This window comes from Mobilicoccus sp., from assembly GCF_032060985.1.
In the GTDB taxonomy this organism is placed as follows: Bacteria; Actinomycetota; Actinomycetes; order Actinomycetales; family Dermatophilaceae; genus Mobilicoccus.
In genome coordinates, this window is record NZ_DAMBGD010000012.1 from 71,873 (window position 1) to 90,362 (window position 18,490).

Consider the following 18,490-nt stretch of genomic DNA (forward strand, 5'->3'; position numbering starts at 1 on the left):
TCCCCGCAGTCCGTGCCGGCCGGCCGCGCCGTCTCCCCGACGCGGCGACACGCGCAGCGCCGACGACGCCCGACGCCCGACGACTGCGACGTCGACGTCGATGCCGAGCGCCCGCGACGCGACACGTCGCCGACTCGGTGAGACGCCGCGAGCCCCGACCGGTGGTGGTCGGGGCTCGCGGGACGGCGGTGTCTCAGCGGTCGAAGGCCCGCTTCATGAGCTCGGCCGCCTGGGCGGCATGGGCCTTGCCCGAGCCGGTGGACGGGGCCGCGGACTCCGGACGCGACACGAGGTGCAGCGGCCTCTCCTCGCCGCGCTCGGTGAGCGCCTGGGGCAGGTTGAGAGCCATGAACGGCCACGCCCCCTGGTTGCGGGGTTCGTCCTGCACCCAGTACAGCTCGGCGTTCGGGTACCGCCCGACGGCCTCGGCGATCTCGTCGGCGGGCAACGGGTAGAGCTGCTCGACGCGGACGATCGCCGTCTTGGTGTCCTCGCGGTTCCTCCGCTCGGCCTCGAGGTCGTAGACGACGCGGCTGGACGCGAGGATCACCCGGGTCACCGAGTCGGCCGCGAGGTCGGCGTGGTCGGCGATGACCGGCCGGAACTCGCCGCTGACGAAGTCCTCGACTCCGCTCGTGGCCGCCTTGAGGCGCAGGAGCTGCTTGGGGGTGAAGACGATGAGCGGCTTGCGCGGACGGGCGTACGCCTGACGACGCAGCAGGTGGAAGTAGCTCGCCGGCGTGCTGGGGTAGGCGACGGTCATGTTGTCCTGCGCGCAGAGCTGCAGGTACCGCTCGATCCGCGCCGAGCTGTGGTCCGGTCCCTGACCCTCGTAGCCGTGGGGCAGGAGGAGGACGACCGAACTCCGCTGGTTCCACTTCTGCTCCGAGCTCGAGATGAACTCGTCGACGATGGACTGGGCACCGTTGGCGAAGTCACCGAACTGCGCCTCCCACAGCACGAGGGCGTCCGGCCGCTCGACGGAGTAGCCGTACTCGAAGCCCATCGCGGCGAACTCCGACAGGAGCGAGTCGTAGGCCCAGAACCGCGCCTGGTTGCCGAGGTACAGCAGCGGGGTCCACTCCTCGGCCGTCTCCCGGTCGATGAGGACCGCGTGCCGCTGGGTGAACGTGCCACGCCGGGAGTCCTGACCGCAGAGGCGCACCGGGGTTCCCTCGGTGAGCAGCGACCCGAACGCGAGCAGTTCGCCCATCGCCCAGTCGATGCCGCCCTCGCGGGTCATCTCCGTGCGCTTCTCGAGCATCTTGACGAGCTTCTTGTGGACGGTGAACCCGTCGGGGTAGTTCGTCCACGCGTCGCCGAGGCGCTCGAGCAGCTTGTGGTCGATCGCCGTCGAGACGCGACGGCCGGGGGTGCGGTCGTCCTGCTCCTGGACCTCCGGGCGGTCGATGCCGGCGCCCTCCTTGCCGGGCGTCGTCTGACCCTTCGTGGCCTCCTTGGTCTCGACGAACACGGCCTCGAGGCGGGACTGGTAATCCTTGAGCGCCGTGGCCGCGTCGTCGGGCGTGATGTCGCCGCGACCGATGAGGGCCTCGGTGTAGAGCTTGCGGACGCTGCGCTTGGCCTCGATGAGGTGGTACATCAGCGGCTGCGTCATCGACGGGTCGTCGCCCTCGTTGTGGCCCCGGCGGCGGTAGCAGACGAGGTCGATGACGACGTCCTTGGCGAACGTCTGCCGGAACTCGTACGCGAGCCGGGCCACGCGCACGACGGCCTCGGGGTCGTCGCCGTTGACGTGGAAGATCGGCGCCTGGATCGTGCGCGCGGGGTCGGAGGAGTAGACCGAACTGCGCGAGGAGGCCGGGGCGGTGGTGAAGCCGACCTGGTTGTTGACGATAAGGTGCACGGTGCCGCCGGTGCGGTATCCGCGCAGCTGGCTCAGCTGGAGGGTCTCGAGGACGACGCCCTGGCCCGCGAACGCGGCGTCACCGTGCAGCAGCACGGGAAGCACGGTGAAGGCCTCGCCGTGGAGGTCGAGCCGGTCCTGCTTGGCGCGGACGATGCCCTCGAGGACGGGGTTGACCGCCTCGAGGTGGCTCGGGTTCGCCGCGAGGTAGACCTTCGTCTTCTCCCCGTTCTCACCGACGAACTCGCCCTCGGTGCCGAGGTGGTACTTGACGTCGCCGGAGCCCTGCACGCTGCCGGGATCCTGCTTGCCCTCGAACTCGCGGAAGATCTGGCTGTAGCTCTTGCCGGCGATGTTGGCGAGGACGTTGAGGCGACCGCGGTGCGGCATGCCGATGCAGACCTCCTCCATGCCGTCCTGCGCGGAGGCGAGCAGCACCTCGTCGAGCGCGGCGATCGCGGACTCGCCGCCTTCGAGGCTGAACCGCTTCTGGCCGACGAACTTCGTCTGCAGGAAGGTCTCGAACGCCTCGGCGGCGTTGAGGCGGCGCAGGATGCGCATCTGCTCGTCGCGACCGACACGCTGTGCCGGGACCTCGACCTGCTGCTGCAGCCACAGCCGTTGCTCGGGATCCTGGATGTGCATGTACTCGACGCCGACGGTGCGGCAGTAGCTGTCCTGGAGGACTCCGAGCATCTCGCGGAGCGTCATCATCGGCTTGCCGCCGAACCCACCGGTGGGGAACTCGCGGTCGAGGTCCCAGATCGACAGCCCGTGCGTCGAGAGCTGCAGGTCGGGGTGCCGACGCTGGCGGTACTCGAGCGGGTCGGTGTCGGCGAGGAGGTGGCCGCGCACGCGGTAGGCGTGGATGAGCTGCTGGACGCGGACCGACTTGCTGAGGTCGTCGTCGTGAGACGTGGAGACGTCCTGGCTCCACCGGATGGGCTCGTACGGGACGCGCAGCGAGGCGTAGATGTCGTCGTAGAAGCCGTCCTCGCCGAGGAGGTACCCGTGGACGATGCGGAGGAAGTCGCCGGAGGCGGCGCCCTGGATGATGCGGTGGTCGTAGGTGCTCGTCAGGGTCATGATCTTGCTGATCGCCTGACGGTTGAGGGTCTCGGTGCTCGCGCCCTGCCACTCGGCGGGGTAGTCCATCGCCCCGACGCCGATGATCGTGCCCTGGCCCTTCATCAGGCGCGGCACGGAGTGCACGGTGCCGATCGTGCCGGGGTTCGTGAGCGAGATCGTCGTGCCCTGGAAGTCCTCGATCGTGAGCTTGTTGTCGCGGGCCCGGCGCACGATGTCCTCGTAGGCGCTCCAGAACCCGAAGAAGTCGAGCTGTTCGGCGGCCTTGATCGAGGGGACGACCAGCGAGCGCGAGCCGTCGGGCTTGGGCAGGTCGATCGCGAGTCCGAAGTTGACGTGAGCGGGCTTGACGATCGAGGGCTTGCCCTCGACGACGTCGAAGCTGTTGTTCATGTCGGGCATCGCGGTGAGCGCCTTGACGATCGCGTACCCGATGATGTGCGTGAACGAGACCTTGCCACCGCGGTTGCGGCGGAGGTGTTCGTTGATCGCGATGCGGTTGTCGATGAGCGCCTTGGCGGGCATGGACCGCACGGAGGTGGCCGTGGGGATCTCGAGGCTGGCGTCCATGTTCGCGACGATGCGCGCCGCGGGGCCGCGCAACTTCTGGACCTCGGACTCGGTGTCGGCGGAGGAGCCGCGGGCCGCGGGCGTGTCGCGGGAGGTCGGCATCTGGCGCGACTTGGGCTCGCACGACTCGTCACCGGCGCCGGGCATGGGGGCCGCCGGGCTCGTCTCGTGGGCGGCGGCGTTGACGGCCTTGGACTCGGCGCCCGTCTCGGCGTTGGCCTTGGTGTCGGCCTGGGTCTTGGCGGGGGAGCGATCGCCCGTCTCGGTGGTCGCCTGACCCTCGCCCGTGCCCGTCTTCGTGCCGCCCGGGGCCTTGCCGGCCTTCTCCGTGTCGGACGTGGACGTCGGCTTCTCGACCACGCCCTCGTCGGCGCCGGTGTCCTTGGTCGCCGCCGAACCCGACGCCTTCGGTGCCGCGGCCTTGGGGGCGCCCTTCTCGGACGACGCCGCCTTCGACGACCGCCCCGTGGCGGAGTCGGCCTTGTCGGAGGATTGGGAGGACGCATTCCCGTTCGTGCTCGTCCTGCTCGCCGAGGGCTTGGCCTCGGACGACGTCGACGACGAGGCCCCTTCGTCGCTGCGGGACTTGCCGGGCTTGTAGTCCGCGAAGAAGTCCCACCACGCCTCGTCGACGGAGTGCTTGTCCTCGAGGTATTGCTCGTAGAGCTCGTCCACCAGCCACTGGTTGGGGCCGAACGCCGCCAGGGGGTCGCTTGAGGGCTTGTCGGTCACGGGAGTTCACGCCTCTTTCGGTACGTCGACTGTGACGGCTGAGCCCCGCGACGTCCGTCGGGCACGGGCGTCCACGAGACGCGGTGACGACATCTGACGCAGCGAGGACATACGTCCTTCAGCGTACATGTGGGCGGTTCGTCGCAGTGCGGCGGCCCGAGGACGATTCCGCCGTTGGGCCGGGGTGTCGGCTCCGGCCGCCGAGGGTCCACCGCCCGGCCTCGGTGGGTGGCGGTCGGGACTCACGGGTGTCGTCGTCCCGCTCCGCCGAGCACGGCGGCGTAGCCCTCGACATAGGTGGGGTGGGTGAACGCGAACCCCGTGCCGACGAGGGCGGAGGAGTCGAGACGGCGCCCCTCCTGCTCACCTGCACGGGGTCGGGGGGTGAGCGGGGGGAGGCCCTCGAGGCGGCGGATCTCGTCGGCGACGTCGACCGCGTGGGCCGGGAGTCGGTCGGTGCCGAGGTAGAGCCGGGCGACGGCGGCCCCGTCCCTCCTGTCGTCGGCGGGGGCTCCGGCGGCCGGCGCGGCGGCCCCGAGCAGGTGGACGATCGCGGCCGCGGCGTCGTCCCGGTGGATGCGGTTGGTCCAGTGGTCGTCGACCTCACCCCGTCGGGCCTTCTCGATGAAGCGCGACCGGCCGGGACCGTAGAGCCCCGAGAGTCGCAGGACCGTCGCGTGGGGGAGCGCGTGCGCGATCAGCTCCTCCGCCTCGAGGAGCACGTCGTGGGTGGGGCGGCTCGGGGCGACCGGGGTCGACTCGTCGATGTCGCCGACCGAGTCCCCGTAGACGCCGGTCGAGGAGACGAGGACGGCCCGCTGCGGCCTCACCCCGGCGGCGTCGAGGGCGGCGAGGGTGCGACGCAGCCCGCCGACGTAGGTCTCCCGGTAGGCCTCGGCGTCGCGTCCGTCGGCGGTGAGGATGACGGCGAGCCGCTCGTAGGACCCGGGCGGCAGGTGCGGGATCTCCCTCGTGAGGTCGACCGACAGGCCACGGACGCCGGCCGGCAGCACCTCGGCCCGTCGACGCACGCCGACGACCGACTCACCCCGGGCGCTGAGCCGCAGGGCGACCTCGGTGCCGAGATCACCGCACCCCGCGACGAGCACGGTGGCGCCGCCGGCGCGGCCACCCGCGTGCTCCGGGTCCGCACGGCCGGGGTCCGCACGGCCTGGGTCCGCACTGCCGGGCTCCGGCGTCGCGTGGGGCTCGCGGCCCCCGTCGTCTCCGCCGCGACCGGTGACCGGTCGCGCGCCAGGGTTCTGCGGCTCCCGCCCGGCGGACTCCCCGTGCGGGGTCGGGGAGGTCGGGGAGGGCGGGAATGAGGGTGTCGCGGGTCGGTGGGTCACGCTCGGCACGCTAGAGCAGAGGGTCGGGGATCGGTCCATCGGCTCGCGCGCGAGACACGCGCGAGGGCGCCGGAGGAGATCCGGCGCCCTCGCGTGGACTGACGTGGTGACGTGGTGACGTCGTGTTGTCGTGTGTTGTGACGTCGTGTTGTCGTGAGGTCGCGGGCGTGACATCACGGGTGGGACGCCGTGAGCAGGCGGTCTCCCGACGTCGCGATCAGGCGGTCGGGGTGGCGCCCACGGCGCCCTGGCGCAGTCCGTCCGCCGAGGCGGCGAGGCGACGGACCCACGCGTAGAGGCCGAGGATGATGCCGGCGAACACGAGGATGCCCGCGATGTTGGCGATCGGGGCGAAGTCCTTGCCCATGATCGCCAGCGGCGCCTCGTCGCCCGTCGCCGCGACGATCCCGGCGAACAGCACGCCGAAGAGGCTCTCGCCGACGATGAGACCGGTGGCGAGCAGGACACCGAGCCGCTTGGCCGACTCGGGGTTGGCCCGGTGCTCGGCCCAGCGGTCGTAGAACAGACCGAGCACGGCACCGATGGGGATCATGAGCGTGAGGTCGATCGGCAGGTACATCCCCATGCCGACCGCGAGCGGCGGGAGGGAGAACCGCGTCGTGGTCTTGTGAAGGATCTCGTCGACCGCGACGACGACCGCGCCGATGAGCGCCCCGAGACCGATGAGGCCCCAGTCGAGTCCGCCTCCGAGGACGCCCTTCGCGAGCGTCGAGATGAGCGAGGCCTGCGGCGCGGCGAGGGCGTCCTCGCCGGCCCCGGGGGCGCCGGCGAACCCGAAGCTCGTGTTCATCACCTGCAGGATCGGCGGGATGATGAGCGAGCCGAACGCGACACCGATGACGAGGGCGACCTGCTGCTTCCACGGCGTGGCGCCCACGAGCTGACCGGTCTTGAGGTCCTGCAGGTTGTCGTTGGAGATCGTCGCGACGCCGAAGACGACGGCGGTCGTGAACAGGGTGTACGCGACGAGCGCCTCGGTCGTGGCACCCGTCCCCGCGCCGTGGACGGCCTTGATGAGCAGCGCGGCGGTGACCGCGACGATGATGCCGACGCCGGAGATCGGCGAGTTCGACGCGCCGATGAGACCGGCCATGTACCCGCAGACCGAGGCGACGAAGAGGCCGACGAGCAGGACGTAGAGGATCGAGGTGATGACGAGGCCCGTCGCGTTGCCCTCGAGCGGGGTGCCGCGGGTGAACAGCCAGAGCAGCGCGCCGATGGGCAGCATCGAGGCCAGCGTGACACCGCCGACGATCTTGATCGAGAGGTCGCGTTCGGTGATCGGGACCTCCTGGCCGGCGGCGCGGGCATTCGTCGAGGCGAGCGCGTCCTTGATGCCGTTGAGGATGGGGCCGATGATCTTGAGGAGGGTCCACACGGCCGCGACGCCCATGGCGCCGGCGCCGATGAGGCGCACGTCGCTGGCGAACACGGCCCGGATGGCGTCGGCGTCCGCGGGGTTCCCGGCGACGCCGGCGGTGCGCATCGGCAGCAGGATCCCCCAGGAGATCACGAGGCCGACGATCATCGAGATGCCGACGGCGATGCCGACGAGGTGGCCGACGCCGATGAGCGCGAGGGAGAGGCTGGAGCCGACGATCGAACCGCCGGCGCCGACCCGGAACGCCGTCTCGACGCCCTCGGCGAGCAGCTTGAGCTTGGCGACGAGGAGGTACCCGGCGGCGCCGAGCGCACCCCCGACGATCACCTTGAGGCCGCGCTTGTTCTCCTCGGCCCCTTCGGTGGAGTCACCGACACGGAGCACCTCGGCTGCGGCGACACCCTCGGGGTAGGGCAGATCCGAGCCGGTGACGAGGGCCCGGCGCAGCGGGATCGAGTACATGACGCCGAGGACGCCGCCGAAGAAGCAGACCGCGACCGTCGTCCAGTAGGGGAACCCCGTCCAGTACCCGAGCATGATGAGGCCGGGGAGGACGAAGATGATCGCCGACAGCGTGCCCGCCGCCGACGCGATCGTCTGGACGATGTTGTTCTCGACGATGCTGTGGTCGCGGAAGAACCGCAGCACGGCCATCGAGATGACGGCGGCGGGGATCGACGTCGCGAACGTCAGCCCCACCTTGAGGCCGAGGTAGACGTTGGCGGCGGTGAAGACCAACGTGATGATCCCGCCGATGATGACGCTGCGGATCGTCAGTTCACGGAGCCCCGACGGGCGCGTGGCCGCCGGGGCAGTGGGTGTCGTTCGTGCGGGCATCGCGCACACTCCTTCTCGGGCGCTCGTGGCGCCACCGGACATCTGAGGGGCCGGGCAGGCGACGATCGGGTCGGAGGCCTGGAGCCGCGCACACGCTACGCCTGCCGACCTCGCCGCGTGAGCGGGTTCGCCGATCGCAGGGCGGGAGTCCCGGACGCGACATGCCGGGACACGACCCGATCGGCCGGGCACGCCCGGTGCCGGGACCCGGGTGGCGACGGACCGCGACGTGATGCCGGGCCGGGAGACGGTGCGGGAGCACGGGTCGGGGGCTGGTACTCTGCTTCGGTGCCGCGGGGCCGTCAGGTCCCGTGAGCCCCCGTAGCTCAGGGGATAGAGCACCGCCCTCCGGAGGCGGGAGCGCAGGTTCGAATCCTGCCGGGGGCGCCAGAGAAGAAGCGCCGTGGTCAGCCACGGCGCTTTCTCGTTCCCGGCCCCCACCCGTGACCGTCCTCGTGCCCAGAGAGGCGATGACGTCATCGGTGACGTCATCGGTGTTCTCGGGTCCGCGTGGACCGGAGGCGGGTGGCCGGGGTCGGGGCGGGATGGGGGGCGCCGCACGCGACGCGGAGGCGGTCGGAGGCGGCATCTAGACTCGGGCGCATGGTTGCACCGGTCGACGTCATCGCCCCCAAGGTCACTGCCGCGATCGCCGACGCGCTCGGCGACGAGTACCGGGACGTCGACCCCGTCCTGCGACCCAGCCAGTTCGCCGACGTACAGGTCAACGCGGCGCTCGCGCTCGCCAAGAAGGTCGGCGCCAAGCCGCGCGACCTCGCCCAGCAGATCGTCTCCCACCTCGACCTGACGGCCGAGTGCTCCGCGGTCGAGGTGAGCGGCCCCGGCTTCCTCAACCTGACATTCCGTGAGGAGTGGCTCTCCACCCTCGTCGCCGACCTCGCGGCCGACCCGCGGCTCGGGGTCCCGGTCGAGGAGCGACAGAACATCCCGATCGACTACTCCGCGCCCAACGTCGCCAAGGAGATGCACGTCGGTCACCTGCGCACGACGATCGTCGGCGACTGCCTCGCGCGCACCCTCGAACACCTCGGTCACCACGTCATCCGGCAGAACCACGTCGGCGACTGGGGGACCCCGTTCGGCATGCTCGTCGAGCACCTCCTCGCCGTCGGCGAGGACTCGGCGGAGGCCCACGTCGTCGAGACCGACCCCAACGCCTTCTACCAGGCCGCTCGCGCGTCGTTCGACTCCGACCCGGACTTCGCGACCCGCTCTCGGGCGCGCGTCGTCAAGCTCCAGGCCGGGGACCCCGAGACCCTGCGCCTGTGGAACCGCCTCTACGACCTCTCGAAGTCCTACTTCAACAAGGTGTACGCCAAGCTCGGCGTCACGCTCACCGACGAGGACCTCGCGGGCGAGTCGACGTACAACGACATGCTCCCCGGCATCTGCGCCGACCTCGAGGACAAGGGCATCGCGACGATGGACGACGGCGCGCTCGTCGTCTTCCTCCCCGGCTTCACGGGGCGTGACGACCGGCCGGTGCCGCTGTTCATCCGCAAGTCCGACGGCGGCTACGGCTACGGCACGACCGACATGGCGACGGTCAAGTACCGCGTCGAGGACCTCGAGGCCGACCGCATCCTCTACGTCATCGGCGTCACCCAGAGCCTCCACCTCGCGATGGTCTACGAGGCCGCCCGGCGCGCCGGCTACCTGCCGGAGCGGGTCGAGGTCGAGCACGTGAAGATCGGTTCGGTGCTCGGCGACGACCGTAAGATCCTCAAGACGCGCTCCGGCGCGCCTCTGCGCCTCATGTACCTCCTCGACGAGGCCGTCGACCACGCCCGCACGTACGTCGACGAGGCCCGCCCCGAGCTGCCGGAGGACGTGCGCGCCGACCTCGCGCGCCAGGTCGGCATCGGCGCCGTCAAGTACGCCGACCTCTCGGTCGCCCACGACTCCGACTACGTCTTCGACCTCGACCGCATGCTCGCGCTCACCGGCAACACCGGTCCGTACCTGCAGTACGCGGCCGCGCGCATCCGGTCGATCTTCCGCGGCATCGACGCGGCACCCGATCCCACCGCGGCACCGATCACGCTCACCGAGCCGGCCGAACGCGACCTCGCGACCCGGTTGCTGGAGTTCGGACGCGTCGTCGCCCAGGTGGGGGCGATCTACGAGCCGCACCGCCTCTGCTCCCACCTGTTCGAGTTGGCCCAGAGCTTCTCGGGCTTCTACGAGCAGTGCCCGGTGCTCAAGGCCGAGTCCGAGGAGGTGCGGGCCTCCCGCCTCGCCCTCTGCGCGCTCGCGCTGCAGGTCATGGTCACCGGTCTGGACCTCCTCGGCATGGAGGCTCCGGAGCAGATGTGACCCCGTCCGACCTCACCGACGCACTGCGCCGCGTCCTCGCCGACCTGGGGGAGGACGCGGCGCAGCGTCGTCTCGACCCTCGGTGGCGTCGCCCCCGAGCCGAGGTCGGTGGCGACTGGTCGAGCGGCGTCGCCCTCGAACTCGCCGCGTCGACGGGGCGCCCCGCGACCGTGCTCGCCGCCGACCTCGCGGCGGGTCTCGAGGCCGTGCCCGGAGTCGCGCAGGCGCGGGTCACCGGTCCCGGGTTCGTCACCGTCACCCTCGTGGCGCCGGGTGGCGTGGTCGCCGACATCCTGCGGGCCGGTCCGGGCTTCCTCCGCAGTGACGCCCTCCTCGGGCGGACCGTCCGACTCGACGGGATCCGCCGGTCGGGGGAGCGAGAGGTCGACGACCTGCGCGAGGTGCGGACGACGGTCGTCGGTGAGTGCCTCCGTCGACTCCTCGCAGCGTCGGGAGCGGACGTCGCTCTCGGCCCGGCACGGGCTGGTGAGCCGGTGCTTCGCGGTGTCGGTGTCGGTATCGAGGGCGACGCCGTTCCCGGGGTCGAGGGGATGAGCCTGCGGATCGGTCCCGTCGCCCTCGTCGGCGCCCTCGCCCCTCACGCCCCGGCTGCGACGACACCGACCGCGACCGTGAGTGGGTCGTCGTCCGGGGACGCCGGTCGCGAGACGCGCGACGCGGGATCCGATCTCACCGATCTCACCGACCTCGCCGTCCGGCTCGGCACCGACACCCTCCGGGTGGGTCTGCTTCGGGTGCCGCCCGAGGAGCCCGCCACGATCGACGTCGACGCGTGGTCGAGGCGCGACGACGGCAACCCGGCCTTCCGGCTCGTCCACGCGCAGGCGCGGGCCGCTCGTGAGGTGCGCGCCGGCGCCCACCTGGCCGACGAGCCGTTCCACGCGACGGCCCTGACCGACGAGCAGGACGCGGCGCTCGCGTCGCTCCTCGCCGACACCCCCCGGGTCGTCCTGAGGGCCGCGCAGGGGTGTCGGCCCGACCACCTCGTCCGCCACCTCGACCTCGTGGCCGCCCGCGTCGGGGTGTGGACCTCGACGAGGGGCCTGACCGGCGCCGATCTCACCGCGACGGGACCCGCCCGCGACGAGGCCGCCGCGCGCCGCTGTCTCGCCGAGGCCTCCCGCCTCGTCCTCGTCGGGGGCCTGGACCTGCTCGGTGTCACCGCCCCGGAGCGGGTCTGACCGGGTCGGGGCCACGCGCCGGCGGATCGCCGTGCCCTCGCTGATGCGCCTGCCGCGTGGATCTGTGGGCCCGGCGGGTCGCCGTCCACCCGGTGGATCGCCTCGCGACGGAGGGTCGCGGTGCGCCTGCGGATCATCACGCCCCGGTGGAGCCCCCAGGCCGGACCGCTCGCCCTGTCCGACCCGCGCCGGGCGACGCCACGAGGTCCGCATGCCGGAGACGCGTTCCGCGACTCGGACATGCCGACCTCGACCGGGTGTCCCCGTCCATCCTGGTCGGCGGTCGAGGCAACGACCGTGCGACGACGAGAACCCCCCTCGCCCCACCCCAGAACCCTGGAGACGACATGATCATGCGCGCCCACGAGGCCGGCGCCCTTCACGCCGAGGGCTATGGCGCGGCACCGCAGTGGCTGCCGTACCCGAGCGACGTCAACGCCCTCCTCCCGCAGCTCTGGCCGGAGGGGGCGCACCGCGACGACGACGGTCACCTCGTCGTCGGCGGCGTTCCCGCCTCGGAGATCGCGACCGAGTTCGGCACCCCCGCCTACGTCGTCGACGAGGTCGAGTTCCGCCGCCGCGCACGGTCGTTCGTCGGCGAGTTCGCGGGTGGCTTCGCGACCGCCGGGGTGGGGCTGGACGTCTACTACGCGGGCAAGGCGTTCCTCTGCTCCGCGGTCGCGCGGTGGGTGCAGGAGGAGGGGCTCGGCCTCGACGTGTGCTCGGGCGGCGAACTCGCCGTCGCGCAGCGCGTCGGGTTCCCCGCCGACCGCATCGAGTTCCACGGCAACAACAAGAGCGAGGCCGAGATCGAGCAGGCCCTCCGCTACGGCGTGGGCCGGATCGTCGTCGACTCCCTCGACGAGATCGACCGGCTCGCGCGGGTGGCCGAGCGACTCGGCGTCACGGCGCCGGTGATGCTGCGGGTCACGGTCGGGGTCGAGGCCCACACGCACGAGTTCATCGCCACAGCCCACGAGGACCAGAAGTTCGGCTTCTCCCTCAGCGGGGGGCAGGCGGCCAAGGCGGTCGCCGAGACCCTCGCCCACCCGAGTCTCGACCTCCGTGGCCTGCACAGCCACATCGGCAGCCAGATCTTCGACACCGCCGGGTTCGAGGTGGCCGCCCACCGCCTCGTCGGTCTGCACGCCCAGGTGGCGCGCGACCACGGTCTGCAGATGCCCGAGATGGACCTCGGCGGTGGGTTCGGCATCGCCTACACCAGCGAGAACACCCCGCTGGAGACCGGGGAACTCGGGACGCGGCTCGCGCACATCGTCGCGGGCGAGTGCGATCGTGCCGGCCTCCCCGTCCCCACGGTCTCCATCGAACCCGGGCGCGCGATCGCGGGCCCCGCGGGGTACACGCTGTACGAGGTCGGCACGGTCAAGCCGGTCGAGCTCGACGGGGGATCGCGGCGGACCTACGTCTCGGTGGACGGCGGGATGAGCGACAACGCCCGGACGGCGCTCTACGGGGCCGATTACTCCGTGACGATCGCGAACCGTGCCGGTGAGGGCGCGCCGATGATCTCCCGGGTCGTCGGCAAGCACTGCGAGAGCGGCGACATCGTCGTCATGGACGAGTACCTCCCCACGGATCTCCGCCCGGGTGACCTGCTCGCCGTCCCCGGGACGGGCGCGTATTGCCGGGCGCTGTCGAGCCAGTACAACCACGTCCCCCGCCCCCCGGTCGTCGCCGTGCGGAACGGGGAGGCGCGCGTCATCGTCCGGCGCGAGACCGTCGAGGACATCCTCGTCCTCGACGTCGACTGATCCGCCGCCGACCCGGCACATCGCGACCTCGGACCGGAGGGTGCCGGTCGGACCGGAAGGCATACCCTCCGGTCCGAACGGCACCCTCCGGTTCGAGATGTGGGGACCGCGAGTGCGGGCCCTCCGCGACACGCGGTGTTTCGTGGGGCGGACCCCCGCCGCCCGCGTGGGAGGCGGGCAGGCAGGATAGAAGGGTGAGTCGCCCCGAGAACGAAGGAATGCCGGTGAACGCGAAGGACGAAGCCGAGGAGAGCCCGCTGCGGGTGGCCCTGCTGGGGTGCGGTGTCGTGGGCACGTCCGTCGCCCGCCTGCTCGTGCAGGGGCGGGACGACTTCGCGGCCCGCATCGGCCGTCCCCTCGAGGTGGCGGGCGTGGCCGTGCGCCGCCTAGGCCGCGACCGCATCGAGACCGGTCTGCCCGACGAGGCGTTCACCACCGACGCCGAGGAGCTGGTCACCCGGGCGGACATCGTCGTCGAGGTCATCGGCGGCATCGAGCCGGCGCGTTCCCTGATCCTGCGGGCGTTCGAGCACGGGGCGAGCGTCGTCACCGCGAACAAGGCACTCCTCGCCGAGGACGGCCCCCGACTCTACGAGGCCGCCCGCGCGCACGGCGTCGACCTGTACTACGAGGCGTCCGTCGCCGGGGCGATCCCGCTGCTGCGCCCGCTGCGCGAGTCTCTCGCCGGTGACGAGGTGCGCACGGTGCTCGGCATCGTCAACGGCACGACGAACTACGTCCTCGACAAGATGGACAGCACCGGTCAGGGGTTCGCCGAGGCGGTCGAGCAGGCGCAGGCCCTCGGGTACGCCGAGGCCGACCCCACCGCCGACGTCGAGGGTTTCGACGCTGCGGCCAAGGCGGCGATCCTCGCCTCGCTCGCGTTCCACAGCCGGGTCACCGCGGCCGACGTGTACCGCGAGGGCATCAGCGAGGTCACCGCCTCCGACGTGCGGGCCGCGGCCGAGATGGACTGTGTCGTCAAGCTGCTGGCGATCTGCGAGCGTCAGACCGTCGAGGGCGGCGGGCAGGGGATCTCGGTCCGCGTGCACCCGGCGATGATCCCGAGGAGCCACCCGCTCGCAGGGGTGCGGGAGGCGTTCAACGCCGTGTTCGTCGAGGCCGAGGCCGCGGGCGAGCTCATGTTCTACGGCCCGGGCGCGGGCGGCGACCCGACGGCCTCGGCCGTCCTCGGTGACGTCGTGGCCGTGGCGCGGCACCGCGTCGGCGGTGGACTCGGCCCGGCCGAGAGCGCGTACGCCGACCTCCCCGTCCTCCCCATGGGCCAGGCGCGCACCCGCTACTACCTCAGCCTCGAGGTGGCCGACCGTCCCGGTGTGCTGGCGCAGGTCGCGGAGGCGTTCTCCCGGCACGGGGTGTCGATCCAGCAGGTGCGGCAGAGCGTCAGCGCCGAGGAGGCCCCGTCGGCGGAGCTCGTCATCGTCACGCACGCCGCGACCGACGAGGCGCTCGCCGCGACGGTGCAGCAGATCAGCGACCTCGAGGTCGTCGTCGGCGTCACCTCCGTCATGCGGGTGGAGGGCGAGTGAGCCTCACTCCCGGCGCCGCCGTCGACCTGATCGTCCCGGCGAGTTCGGCCAACCTGGGACCCGGGTTCGACTCCATCGGGCTCGCCCTCGGCATCCATGACCGCTACCGCGCGATCGTGCGGGAGGAGCCGGGCATCGTCGTCGACCTCGGCGAGGACGCCCAGGGCGTGCCGGCCGACGAGAGCCACCTCGTCGTCGCGACCCTGCTCCGCTGCCTCGACGTGCTGGGCGAACCCCGACCGCTGGGGCTGGAGCTCGTGTGCCGCAACACGATCCGCATGGGGCGCGGCATGGGGAGTTCCGCCGCCGCGATCGTCGCCGGTGCGGCCCTGGCCGCTGCGCTGCGCCATCCCGAGGCGTCGGCCGTGCCGCCGTCCGAGGGGCACTCGGACACGGCAGAGAGTCTGGAGGCTCCGGACACGGCGCCGGTGAAGATCCCCCTCGACCTCACGTTCGTCAACGACGCCGCGGCTGCGCTGGAGGGGCATCCGGACAACTCGTCGGCGAGCGTGTTCGGCGGCGCCACGGTGTCGTGGGTCGAGGACGCGAGCGAGACCGCCGGACCGCGCAGGGGCCCGGGAACGTACGCGTCGATGCCGCGGGTGCACACGACGCGCCTGGACGTGCACCCCGACATCGAACCGGTGGTCCTCGTGCCGACGACCCGCCTCTCGACACACACCGCGCGCGCCGCGCTGCCGACGCAGGTGCCGCACGCGCACGCCGCGCTCAACTCCGCGCGGGCGGCGCTGCTCGTCCACGCACTCACGAACGATCCCGACTCGTTGCTGCCCGCCACTCGCGAGTGGCTCCATCAGGAACAGCGTCGAAGCGCCTATCCCGAGGCGATGGCTCTCGTCGACGCGTTGCGCGCGCAGGGGCACGCGGCGGCGATCTCCGGCGCCGGCCCGAGCGTCATCGTCCTCGCCACGTCGGTCACCGTCGATGACGTGCGCGTCCCCGCGGATACCGACGTCGCGTGGCAGCGGCTCACGCCCGGGGTTCCGCACGTCGGGGTGGGTGCGGTGCGTGCTACATTGGGAACGTCTCTCGGGGAGCGCGCGGCCACGCGCCGGATCGAGCTGTGACGATCACGCATTCGAGATCCCACGGCCACCGACCGGCATCGGCCTGAACGATCGGTTCTTCTCGCACCGGCCCCGGTCCGGGTCGCCCCGCTCCCGTGGACGCAGTATCAGTCGCCGACCGGCCGTCCTCGACCGTCCCTCGTGGGACCTCGACGGGACACCGCCGCCGCGCGGCTTCATCACCTCCCTCGTCAACGCCGTCGCGCGCGTCACGACGGCAGGAGGTACCGACTCTCCCTACCTCGGGCGCCCGACGGGCCGCGAGGGGAAGGACCCACGTGACCGACACCACCGAGCTCACTGCCACGCCGGAACCGGCGAAGCGCCGGGGCCTCACTGCGATGCGTCTCGCCGAACTCCAGGATGTCGCGGCCGGTCTCGGCATCACCGGCACCGAGAAGATGCGCAAAGGCGATCTCATCACGGTGATCCGCGAGCGTCAGGGAGGCACCGCCTCCCGTGGCTCCGCCCGGTCCGCCGCCCCGCAGACCGCCGCGCCGACGACGACTCCCGTCGAGCGCCCACGGGAGGAAGCCGCCTCCGCCGGCCCCCAGGATGAGCGCCCCGCGCGCCGCAGCCGTCGCGCCACCACGGGTGTCACGACCCCCGAGCGCGCCGATGCCTCCCCGGCCACCGAGGCCGCTCCCGAGCGAGCGGAGCGTGACGGGTCCGCGGACCGTGCCCAGGGCCAGGCGGGTCAGAACCGCGCCGATCGTGGCGAGGGCCGCCAGGACGGGCAGCGCGACCAGCGCGACAACCGCGAGCGGGACGACGACCGGGACGACCAGCGCCGTGACGACCGCGGCCGCGACTCGCGGGAGTCCCGCCAGGGCGACCAGCGCCGTGACGACCGTGGCGACCGTCAGCAGCGCTCCCAGGGTGACAGCCGCCAGGGTGAGAACCGCCAGGCTGAGAACCGCCAGGGTGACAACCGCGATCGTGGCGACCGTCAGCAGCAGGGCGGCGCAGGCGCCGACCGCGGCAATCGCCAGCGTGACGACCGTCAGCGCGACGACCGGGGCGACAACGGCGACCGGGGCGGCAACCGTCAGCGCGACGACCGCCAGCGTGACGACCGTGGCGACGAGGAGGGCGGCGGCCGACGTCGTCGCAACCGCCAGCGCAGCCGTGACCGCAAGCGTCGCGGTACCCGCGGCCAGGGCGGCGGCTACGACGACGTGCAGGACGTCGACACCCAGATCGGGGCGGACGACGTGCTCGTCCCGGTCGCCGGTGTGCTCGAGCTCAACGACAACGCCGCGTTCGTCCGCACGAGCGGCTACCTTCCCGGCGCGAACGACGTGTACGTGCCGATGAACATGGTCAAGAAGAACGGCCTGCGCAAGGGTGACGCGGTCACCGGCGCGGTGCGCGCGCTTCGCGACGGCGAGCAGCTGCCCGCGCGTCAGAAGTTCAACGCGCTCGTTCGTCTCGACACGATCAACGGAATGTCGCCGGAGGAGGCGAAGAAGCGCGTCGAGTTCGGCAAGCTCACGCCGCTCTACCCGCAGCAGCGCCTTCGTCTCGAGACCGAGCCGAACATCTTCACGACGCGGATCATCGACCTCGTCGCGCCGATCGGCAAGGGCCAGCGAGGCCTCATCGTGGCGCCGGCGAAGGCCGGTAAGACGATGGTGATGCAGGCCGTCGCCAACGCCATCACGACGAACAACCCCGAGTGCCACCTCATGGTCGTCCTCGTCGACGAGCGTCCCGAAGAGGTCACCGACATGCAGCGGGCCGTCAAGGGCGAGGTCATCTCCTCGACCTTCGACCGTCCGGCCTCGGACCACACCACGGTCGCCGAGCTCGCGATCGAGCGCGCCAAGCGCCTCGTCGAGATGGGTCACGACGTCGTCGTGCTCCTCGACTCGATCACCAAGCTCGGTCGTGCCTACAACCTCGCGGCCCCCGCGAGCGGACGCATCATGTCCGGTGGTGTCGACTCCAGCGCCCTGTACCCGCCCAAGCGGTTCTTCGGTGCAGCCCGCAACATCGAGCACGGGGGTTCGCTGACGATCCTCGCGACCGCGCTCGTCGAGACGGGCTCGAAGATGGACGAGGTCATCTTCGAGGAGTTCAAGGGCACCGGGAACATGGAGCTCAAGCTCGACCGGCAGCTCGCCAACCGCCGGATCTTCCCGGCGGTCGACGTCAACGCCTCGGGCACGCGGCGTGAGGAGATCCTCCTCGGCCCCGACGAGCTCAAGATCATGTGGAAGCTGCGCCGGGTGCTCGCCGCGCTCGACCAGCAGCAGGGCATCGAGCTGCTCATCGACCGGCTCAAGAAGACGAAGAGCAACGGCGAGTTCCTCATGCAGGTGCAGCAGACCTCGAACATCAAGCTCGACGACGAGTGATCCGGCGGCGCCGCCCGGCGCCCCGCCGCCGACCGCCCCGCGGTCCACACGGTCCTCGCGCCTCCCCCGTCCCGGGGAGGCGCGGGGACCGTGTCGTGTACAGGCGTGTTCCTCGCCGCCGGCGGAGGCGATCCCGGGTGGGGGAGGGCCGCCACGGCGGGAGGGCGTCCCGGCTCCGGACGGCGACGGCCCGCGCGGACGCCGGGGCGGTCTCCGTGAGACGACGGCGTGCCTCGCCCCGCCACCGACGCGATCCCCCCAGGCCGGACGAAATACGTTCTCCTGGTAGTGAATCGAGGTCTCCCGCCCCCTCTGGCCTGCGCGGTTGCATTCAA

The 18,490-nt window shown here is 71.8% G+C and carries 9 protein-coding genes and 1 tRNA gene; 7 read left to right on the forward strand and 3 right to left on the reverse strand.

Annotation, left to right across the window (positions count from 1 at the left end):
* Positions 1-193 precede the first annotated feature (193 nt).
* From RT054_RS10690 to RT054_RS10700, 3 genes are all read right to left on the reverse strand, one after another.
* Positions 194-4,255: a multifunctional oxoglutarate decarboxylase/oxoglutarate dehydrogenase thiamine pyrophosphate-binding subunit/dihydrolipoyllysine-residue succinyltransferase subunit gene (locus RT054_RS10690; RefSeq protein WP_313023543.1), complete on the reverse strand. Its 4,062-nt coding sequence runs from the start codon at positions 4,253-4,255 to the stop codon at positions 194-196.
* Positions 4,256-4,497: 242 nt separating this feature from the next.
* The gene (locus RT054_RS10695) at positions 4,498-5,604 is read right to left on the reverse strand and encodes an NAD-dependent epimerase/dehydratase family protein (RefSeq protein WP_313023545.1); all 1,107 of its coding nucleotides are present in this window, start codon (positions 5,602-5,604) and stop codon (positions 4,498-4,500) included.
* A gap of 217 nt (positions 5,605-5,821) precedes the next feature.
* Positions 5,822-7,843 carry an OPT family oligopeptide transporter gene (locus RT054_RS10700; protein WP_312720533.1) on the reverse strand — a complete coding sequence of 674 codons (2,022 nt, stop codon included), beginning with the start codon at positions 7,841-7,843 and terminating at the stop codon, positions 5,822-5,824.
* A gap of 315 nt (positions 7,844-8,158) precedes the next feature.
* On the opposite strand from RT054_RS10700, the gene RT054_RS10705 reads away from it, so the two are divergent.
* The 7 genes from RT054_RS10705 to rho all read left to right on the forward strand — a co-directional run bounded on the left by RT054_RS10705 (position 8,159) and on the right by rho (position 18,155).
* Positions 8,159-8,233, forward strand: a tRNA-Arg gene (locus RT054_RS10705).
* A gap of 213 nt (positions 8,234-8,446) precedes the next feature.
* Complete coding sequence (gene argS / locus RT054_RS10710; protein ID WP_313023546.1) at positions 8,447-10,180, forward strand: arginine--tRNA ligase; 1,734 nt, start codon at positions 8,447-8,449, stop codon at positions 10,178-10,180.
* Positions 10,177-11,382 (forward strand): DALR anticodon-binding domain-containing protein, encoded by a 1,206-nt coding sequence (locus tag RT054_RS10715; RefSeq protein WP_313023547.1) that lies wholly within the window; start codon positions 10,177-10,179, stop codon positions 11,380-11,382. Before argS ends, RT054_RS10715 begins: the two co-directional genes overlap by 4 nt.
* 353 nt (positions 11,383-11,735) lie before the next feature.
* The gene (gene lysA, locus RT054_RS10720; protein ID WP_313023574.1) at positions 11,736-13,157 is read left to right on the forward strand and encodes a diaminopimelate decarboxylase; all 1,422 of its coding nucleotides are present in this window, start codon (positions 11,736-11,738) and stop codon (positions 13,155-13,157) included.
* A gap of 218 nt (positions 13,158-13,375) precedes the next feature.
* Positions 13,376-14,707, forward strand: coding sequence for a homoserine dehydrogenase (locus RT054_RS10725; RefSeq protein WP_313023575.1), 1,332 nt, complete (start codon positions 13,376-13,378; stop codon positions 14,705-14,707).
* The gene (locus RT054_RS10730) at positions 14,704-15,795 is read left to right on the forward strand and encodes a homoserine kinase (RefSeq protein WP_313023549.1); all 1,092 of its coding nucleotides are present in this window, start codon (positions 14,704-14,706) and stop codon (positions 15,793-15,795) included. Before RT054_RS10725 ends, RT054_RS10730 begins: the two co-directional genes overlap by 4 nt.
* Positions 15,796-16,073: 278 nt before the next feature.
* Entirely contained in the window at positions 16,074-18,155 is a 2,082-nt protein-coding gene (gene rho / locus RT054_RS10735) for a transcription termination factor Rho (protein WP_313023550.1), read from the forward strand.
* The last annotated feature ends 335 nt before the right edge of the window (positions 18,156-18,490 follow it).

Bases quoted from the DNA above. Each gene is read 5' to 3' on its own strand.
- RT054_RS10700 (WP_312720533.1), bottom strand. From the start codon at position 7,843: ATGCCCGCACGAACGACACCCACTGCCCCGGCGGCCACGCGCCCGTCG.
- argS (WP_313023546.1), top strand. From the start codon at position 8,447: ATGGTTGCACCGGTCGACGTCATCGCCCCCAAGGTCACTGCCGCGATC.
- lysA (WP_313023574.1), top strand. From the start codon at position 11,736: ATGCGCGCCCACGAGGCCGGCGCCCTTCACGCCGAGGGCTATGGCGCG.
- RT054_RS10725 (WP_313023575.1), top strand. From the start codon at position 13,376: ATGCCGGTGAACGCGAAGGACGAAGCCGAGGAGAGCCCGCTGCGGGTG.